General features: G+C 39.2%; 6 protein-coding genes, 1 tRNA gene and 2 pseudogenes. 2 read left to right on the top strand and 7 right to left on the bottom strand.

All coding sequences use genetic code 11. The annotated features are described in order from the left end of the window. Nucleotides 1-272, top strand: a pseudogene (locus EWV60_RS02410) (IS4 family transposase); the annotation flags it as partial. A gap of 88 nt (nucleotides 273-360) precedes the next feature. On the opposite strand, the pseudogene EWV60_RS02405 reads toward EWV60_RS02410, so the two are convergent. From EWV60_RS02405 to EWV60_RS02390, 4 genes and pseudogenes are all read right to left on the bottom strand, one after another. After that, nucleotides 361-774: pseudogene (locus EWV60_RS02405) on the bottom strand (Rpn family recombination-promoting nuclease/putative transposase); the annotation flags it as partial. A 528-nt stretch (nucleotides 775-1,302) separates the two neighbouring features. Next, complete coding sequence (locus EWV60_RS02400) at nucleotides 1,303-2,793, bottom strand: MFS transporter (protein WP_287230634.1); 1,491 nt, start codon at nucleotides 2,791-2,793, stop codon at nucleotides 1,303-1,305. A 22-nt stretch (nucleotides 2,794-2,815) separates the two neighbouring features. Continuing rightward, the gene (recO, locus tag EWV60_RS02395) at nucleotides 2,816-3,598 is read right to left on the bottom strand and encodes a DNA repair protein RecO (RefSeq protein WP_002732991.1); all 783 of its coding nucleotides are present in this window, start codon (nucleotides 3,596-3,598) and stop codon (nucleotides 2,816-2,818) included. 77 nt (nucleotides 3,599-3,675) lie between these two features. Further along, nucleotides 3,676-3,748: transfer RNA gene (locus EWV60_RS02390), tRNA-Ala, on the bottom strand. 77 nt (nucleotides 3,749-3,825) lie between these two features. On the opposite strand from EWV60_RS02390, the gene trhO reads away from it, so the two are divergent. Next, complete coding sequence (trhO, locus tag EWV60_RS02385; protein WP_287230630.1) at nucleotides 3,826-4,638, top strand: oxygen-dependent tRNA uridine(34) hydroxylase TrhO; 813 nt, start codon at nucleotides 3,826-3,828, stop codon at nucleotides 4,636-4,638. 49 nt (nucleotides 4,639-4,687) lie between these two features. On the opposite strand, the gene EWV60_RS02380 is transcribed toward trhO, so the two are convergent. Genes EWV60_RS02380 through EWV60_RS02370 form a run of 3 tightly spaced genes read right to left on the bottom strand, consistent with a single transcriptional unit; the run spans nucleotide 4,688 to nucleotide 7,254 of the window. Then, entirely contained in the window at nucleotides 4,688-6,235 is a 1,548-nt protein-coding gene (locus EWV60_RS02380; RefSeq protein WP_287230627.1) for a protein kinase domain-containing protein, read from the bottom strand. Nucleotides 6,236-6,292: 57 nt separating this feature from the next. Then, entirely contained in the window at nucleotides 6,293-6,748 is a 456-nt protein-coding gene (locus EWV60_RS02375) for a coiled-coil domain-containing protein (protein ID WP_002793975.1), read from the bottom strand. Nucleotides 6,749-6,792: 44 nt separating this feature from the next. Further along, nucleotides 6,793-7,254 carry a polyhedral envelope domain-containing protein gene (locus tag EWV60_RS02370; protein ID WP_287230622.1) on the bottom strand — a complete coding sequence of 154 codons (462 nt, stop codon included), beginning with the start codon at nucleotides 7,252-7,254 and terminating at the stop codon, nucleotides 6,793-6,795. Nucleotides 7,255-7,347: the final 93 nt, after the last annotated feature.

Genomic DNA, 7,347 nt, shown 5'->3' with positions numbered 1-7,347 from the left:
TTAAGTCGGGAGGCTATAGCTTAGAAGGTTCTCAATTAGCACCGCAATACCTATCAAAGCTGATAATTGTTATAGCTATCGCCTATACAAGTGCCACAATGCAAGGTAAAAAAATTAAGGATATGGGAATCCAAAAATATGTCACAAGACCTGAAACAAGATATAAAGGTCAACGCAGACACAGCAGTTTTTATGTGGGTCAACATCTCTATCATTGGCTCCAGCTACATCAAATGTTCCCAAAAAAATATAGAAGAGCCAATGCAAATTAGCCGCTATCGGTTGAAGGATTACATCAAGGGACAAAGAGCTATATCGCTTGCCCTATCTACCTTCTAGCTCGCTTGTCCCCCTCTCAGAGTTAAATTCTAACACCTTAAAATCGGGAAAATCGACTACATACTGACTAATTGCTTCTTTTTTGGGCTGGGAGTAAGAAAAAATTACAATCGGATAAATCGGTAAGACAAATTTCTCATGAAAGCGAGCAAAATAAGTAAACATCCGCCGGTTAAACCACTTTCGAGAACTTTCCTGCGCCTCGACATAAATCAGAAAGAAAGATTCTTTTCCGCGAAACCTAACTTGTGCTACTAAGTCGCTTTTATGCCTTTCTCTTTCCGTGACATCGGTAAATACTTCTTTGTCTAAAAAAGTAATTGAGTCTGTGTCTAAATAATTCATTACTTCAGGAAAAAACAACTCAATAAATTCGACAAAAAAGGTGGAAATCAACTCCTTAAATAAGCGATCATGATCAACATTATTAGTCATGTAATATCATCTTAACTAATCTCATCGGTGAATGACTACTAGAAAATAATAACTCTTTGATTCTAACAAGTTTAAGGTTACTTGACAATACTTACGGTAAAAGTGGACATTAAATCAATAAAAGTTGACAAAAGTGTAGCGGGTTAGCTCACTCTTAGGATTATCCAGAAAACGGGTTTCTTTAAGAAACCCGTTTTCTATTATTTTAAAGAGGTTGAGAATATCCTCTCGTTGATAACCCTGTTCGTACAACCGTTTAGTGGCGTTGTCAAGTTTGAAGATGATGGCGCATCAGAGCAGACTTGAAAACGCTTTAACAGTAAGGCTCTCGTTGTGTCGCAATTCATTCTTCATATTCTGATCTGACAACGCCCGCTTCTTTGCGGGGGAGATAGGAGAATAAATAAAGGCAATCTCCTGACTCCTGACTCCTGACTCCTGACTCCTGACTCCTGACTCCTGACTCCTGACTCCTGACTCCTGATAACTGATAACTGATAACTGATAACTGATAACTGAAAAGTTCCGCTAATCTTTAGATAAATTGCGAGAAACATACCAAGTAAAACCACCGCCGATAACTGCCATAACTGCTAAAGCTAATAGTACCGGTCGGAGTCCGAATTGAGTTTCGGCGATACCCGCAACAGCTAAGGGTAAAGAGAGGGCAATATTAACGGCATTGTTTTCTAAACCAAAGACTTTACCGCGCATTTCGGGGGGTGTATCTGCCTGTAGGGTAGTTTGCATGGGAACCCCGACTAAAGCGGCAAAAATCCCTAATAAAGCGGTCATAGCGAAGGCTAAAATTAAACTCTTTGTTGCTAAAGATAAACCGATTAAAGCTGCCGCCATACCCAGAGAACCCCAGAGACTTAATTGGGTGTGGGAGAATTTTTGGCCCCAATAACCCAAAGTAATCGCACTAACTGCCATTCCTGCACCACAGGAGGCTAATAAAAAGCCGAATTGAGAAGCTTTTAACCCGGGTAGTTTTTCCGCCATACTGACGGCTAATACTGATAGAGCAGCAAAAATACAGAATAAGATGACTAATTGAATTAGGGCGTTACGAACTTTATGATTTTTGTTGAGGTAACGAATGCCGTCGCGGATATCTTCCCAAACATGGGGCTGTTCTGCGGTAGGAATAACATATTTTTCGCTAGTTCGCAGGATAATTAGAATTAAACCGGCAATTATATAAAAAGCACCGACAATCATCACTTTGCCAATATCAAATTGTCCGGCTCTCGTGCCGAAAATGCTATCAGCAAAAGCTAATAGAGGTTCACCGATGGCAAAACCGATAATTAATACTGCCATGGTGGTTAAAGTGTTGAGGGAATTAGCGGGTAGAAGATGACGACGTTTTACCACTAATGGCAGGGTAGATTGTTCGGCGGGGGCAAAAAATTGGGTTAGGGTGGAGACAAGAAAAGTAATGACTAACAACAGGAAAAAACCGAAGGGTAAATTAAATTCTCCTTGTAGCCGGTAATGCCAATTTCTTAAACCGTCAGGCAACCAACCGAGGGGAACCGCTAAAGTTTGCTCGCGCACTAACCATAATAATAGGGGTATGACGAGGACAAAAGCCCCGCGTAAAAGGTTAGAAATAACTAAAACTTGTTTTTTTAACCATCTATCAACATATACACCTGCCACCGAACCCACTAACACCGCCGGAATTGTATTAGCAATCATTATCGCCGATACCCAGCCGCTAATCGATTGATCGGCTTCTTGGTAATGGGTGGCAATTAGGGAGATCATCAGGACTAAATAGAATTTATCCGCTAATTGGGAAAAAATTCCCCCCGCCCAGAGAATGAGAAAGCGCGGGTTTTTTAGCACTGGGGCAAAACCCTGACGAGGATTGGATTTGGGCGCACGTTTAGGCAAGCGGTTCATGGTTTCTGCGTCGGATTGCCTCGGTGAGGAATCGGAAGAATTAAAAACAGGAGTGGGGGAGGCGCTGGACGTAGCGTCGTCAGTTTCTGAGTCAAACAGTTGCATTATGATGATTTTTGCTATCTGTTTAAAATTCTAAGGGAGATAAACCCTCAACTAATGCCGAGGAGCGAAAAGTTTTTCCCAGATGATATTGAGTATAGCGACGCAGCAAACGATCGAGGTTAATCCAAGCTAGTTCTGAGGTAAGGTTTTCTTCTGGGGGAAAATCTGTTTTTCCTAGGCATTGCAGTAATTGCAGTTCTTGCCGCGTCAGTTTACTATCGATTTTGGGCGGGTTGATTGTTTCTGTTAGGGCAGCTAGATCTATTATTCCCCCTGCCTCGAAACTAAATCCTAGGCAATTGTCCCCAATTAAAGCTTTTCCCGTCAACAGGCAGTTATGGACTTGCGGCACTAAGCCGGCAATTATTAAGAAATGAAAAATTGCTTGACAAAGGTAGGGAAGTATGTATTCATTCTCGTCGAGGACTTCAATTCTGGCCAGATGGCTGCAGATTAATTCGTATAATTCCCTCTGGGGTTGTTCGCTCAGGGCGATCGCCAAAACCAGTTCACAGAGGTATTGACTAACGGTTAGTTTGGCGAGATTTTGACTTAATTTGGGATAAGATTCGATAGTTTCAGCTTGAACGACCTTATCTAGGGATTTTCCTGCGACTATCAACAGATTATTGACCACAAATAGTTCGCTTCTACCTCGCAGGGAAGATTTATACTTGCGCGCACCTGGAGCGATGGCTCTAATTAAACCATACTCGGCGGTCAAAATAGTTAAGAGGCGATCGGCTTCTCCGAAGGCCATTCCTTGCAGATTGATTCCAGTAGCTTGATAGGTACGAGACATCATTTAATAATTAACTAGCTAATTGTCTCCCCAAGAAGACTTGAGCTAATCACCAAGCAAAGGGGAATCAGTCATGACTATGGAGGTTAGCGGACTCGAACCGCTGACATCCTGCTTGCAAAGCAGGCGCTCTACCAACTGAGCTAAACCCCCGATCTGGTTTTTGAGACACTCTCGTTATTATAACCTATAGTGAAAAATATTACAAGTTAATTTTTCCCTTGCCTGCCATGTCTTATCTAGTCGCCACTTTTTACCAGTTTGTGGCTTTGTCAGATTATCGTCAAAAACAGCCAGAAATACAAAAATACTGCCAAGAAAGAGGAATTAAAGGAACTATTCTTCTGGCAGCCGAGGGGATTAACGCAACGATCGCCGGGAACCGTCAAGCGATCGCTGAAGTGATTAGTTGGTTAAAAACCGATACTCGTTTAGCTAATCTAGAGGTGAAAGAGTCTGTTTGTGATTATTTGCCCTTTCAACGCTTAAAAATTCGCTTAAAAAAGGAAATTGTGACTTTTGGTCAACCCAAGGCTAATCCTCTCGAAAACACAGGAATTCATCTCAAAACTGAAGAGTGGAACCAATTGCTGAAAGAGCCGGACGTGGTAGTGATCGATACTCGTAATAATTATGAAGTGGCGATCGGTACTTTTGCGGGAGCGCTTAACCCAGAAATCCAGCATTTTCGCCAATTTCCTGAGTATATTCAGGAAAATTTTGATAGTATTAACAATAAAAAAATAGCTCTTTTTTGTACGGGGGGAATTCGCTGTGAAAAGGCGGCAGCTTTTTTATTAAATCAAGGCTTTTCTCAAGTTTATCAGCTAGAGGGAGGTATTTTGAAATACTTAGAAGAAGTTAATCCCGATCAGAGTCTTTGGCAAGGAGAATGTTTTGTTTTTGATCAAAGAGTGGCACTAACAGCTAATCTAGAGGTAGGACATTATGAAATGTGTCCCGCTTGTGGTCATCCCATCGATGAAAAAGATAAACAGTCCCCCAATTACCGAGCAGGAATATCTTGTCCCTATTGTAGTTAATTTTATCCTATTCGTACCGCTCCCCTCTCCCTACTTTTCTAGTATCTGTTTACTTTTTCTTGCGGATTTGTGTACCAGAAATCATGTCATGAAGGGCGCGTTTTTTCTTTGTCCAAGCTGCCAGTAAAAAGCCCAAATATAAGGGAGCAGTGGAGAGATATTTTAGTAAGTAGCGGCGATTTGCTCTTGCAAAAGATATGCGTCGGCCTTGGCTATCGGTGACGGATAAATCAAAAAACATTTTACCAATAGTGGCTTTAAAAAGATATTCTAAGAAAACATAATATAACCATTTAATCACTATTCCTAAACCAAGAGCAGTCAGAATGGCAATATATTCGTGAGTAAAGTTAACTTTGGCTTGAATATTATAGATAATTGCCGCTATAAATAAAGCAAAACCAAAAATTGTTGTTCCGGCTGCACTTAATCCTGCTGCATAGTAAACCCAGATTTCTTTGGGAATATCAAAGTTAAGATTTAAATCTTGAAAAGTTGACCATTGTTGTAAGCGAAAACAGATATAACCACCTAATAAAGCTGCGATAATAAAAACGATAAAAGAATCAATTAAAGAAGCTTTGAAACGGAGCCAAAACCCAGCATAACTGGGAGAAATTGCGGCGAGTAAAGAAATAAGTGCAGGATTGGGAATAGGAATAATTTTAGGTTTTTCAGGAGGAGAATTTTTAGTTTTTTTAGTTTGATGGGGATTGGCTTTAATATCGGTAATAATTTTTAGCAAAGTTTTGGTATCTTTCGGTCGATCAATAGGTTTTTCTGCCATTAAATTATCGATAAAATCTGCTAATCGAGAAGGGATATTTTGTGCATATTTACGCCAGTTAAATTCATTTGTATTAATATTATAAATTTTCGGGTCACTGGGTTCTTTACCGGTTAACAAAAAGACGAAAGTTTTGCCCAAAGCATAAAAGTCTGATTGGGGGACAGAGTGACCAAGAGATTGTTCAGGAGGAGCATATCCGGGGGTATAAATTCCCGTATTTTTGCCTCCTGCTAGGACGGTTTTAGTCACCTGTCGCGCTGCCCCAAAATCAATTAAAACTAATTGACCATCGGGTTTTAAGATAATATTAGAGGGTTTGATATCACGATGATAGAATTTATGTTTATGAACTTCATGGAGAATATTAGCCAACTGACTTAACCAATCCAAAGCGAGATTATAATCAATCGGTTTAAATCCTCTTTGTTTTTGATGTTCTTCTAAGTCAATACCAGCAATTTTCTCCATGACTAAACAGTGTAAAGCAGTTTGACTCTCCCGGGGATGATAAATAAAATAGTTTTCTCCTTTGGGAATACCGGGGTGATTTAATTGTTTTAAAAGATTGGCTTCCTGTTGAAATAAATCAATAGCTTTGCTAGAATCGTAGGTAAGAACTTTTAACACTTTAGGTATTTTACGTTCATCTATCACTTCATAGGTATTACCGAATCCACCTTTGGCACTCAATAAATTTGTGACTCGATATTTACCATTTAAAAGCAAGTCGGAACCACAGGATTGACAGTAACGACTCTCCGTGATACTTTTCGGTTTGGGACAATGAGGATTAATACAAAAACTCATAGATTTTATTGGTAGAGTAAAAAATAAACTTGATGATAACAATATTCCTTGATATATTTAAGGTTTATTACCAAGAAAAAAGCCGCGCAATCCCAAAGTTACCACGGCACTTAAAAAAGCCACAACCATGGGAATAATCAGAGATTTAAACCCTTTCAAGTCCGCAATATCTTTAACTAGAATTGCATAACCATCTTCGACTTTTTCCAGTCGTTTATCCATTGTTTCAAATTTCTGATCAAGAGTTTTAATATCTCCTTTGATTTCTGTGACTTCCACCTTTAAATCATTAACATCTTTTTGGAGACTGTTAAATTTTTGATCCATATCTCTTTGGAGATTGTCGATTTTCTGATCCACATCTCTTTGGAGACTGTCAATTTTCTGATCCACATCTCTTTGGAGACTGTCAAATTTTTGATTAACATCTCTTTGGAGATTGTCGATTTTACTCTCGATCCTTGTCAGGACAGATTCAAGGGAATAGGTAACGGTTTCGCTAGTTTGTGTCATAATTAAAACCCTCTTACAGATAACTACTTTATTGAAATAAAAAATTAAGGTTTATTACCAAGAAAAAAGCCGCGCAATCCCAAAGTTACCACGGCACTTAAAAAAGCTACAACCATGAGGATAATCAGGGATTTAAACCCTTTCAAGTCCGCAATATCTTTAACTAGAATTGCATAACTAGATTCGACTTTTTCCAGTCGTTTATCCATTGTTTCGACTTTCTGATCAAGATTTTTAATATCTCCCTTGATTTCTGTGACTTCCACCTTTAAATCATTCACATCTTGTTGGAGACTGTCAAATTTTTGATTAACATCTTTTTGGAGACTGTCAAATTTTTGATCCATAGCTCTTTGGAGATTGTCGATTTTCTCATCTACATCTCTTTGAAGACTGTCAATTTTCTGATCCATATCTCTTTGGAGACTGTCAAATTTTTGATTAACATCTCTTTGGAGAGAGTCAATTTTCTGATTAACCTCCGCCAATTCAAAAATGAAACGCATCAACCTCAAGAGTTGACAAAGAAAGGCTCATCAGGTACTGTCTGATCATTAACAAAAACAAATCAGACCCAAAATGAGCCACCAACATCTTAA

It is taken from the genome of Microcystis sp. Msp_OC_L_20101000_S702, assembly GCF_007095705.1.
GTDB classification, from domain to species: domain Bacteria; phylum Cyanobacteriota; class Cyanobacteriia; order Cyanobacteriales; family Microcystaceae; genus Microcystis; species Microcystis ichthyoblabe_A.
Note: the sequence above shows the minus strand (reverse complement) of the source record. Positions and strands in the feature narration are given on the sequence as shown.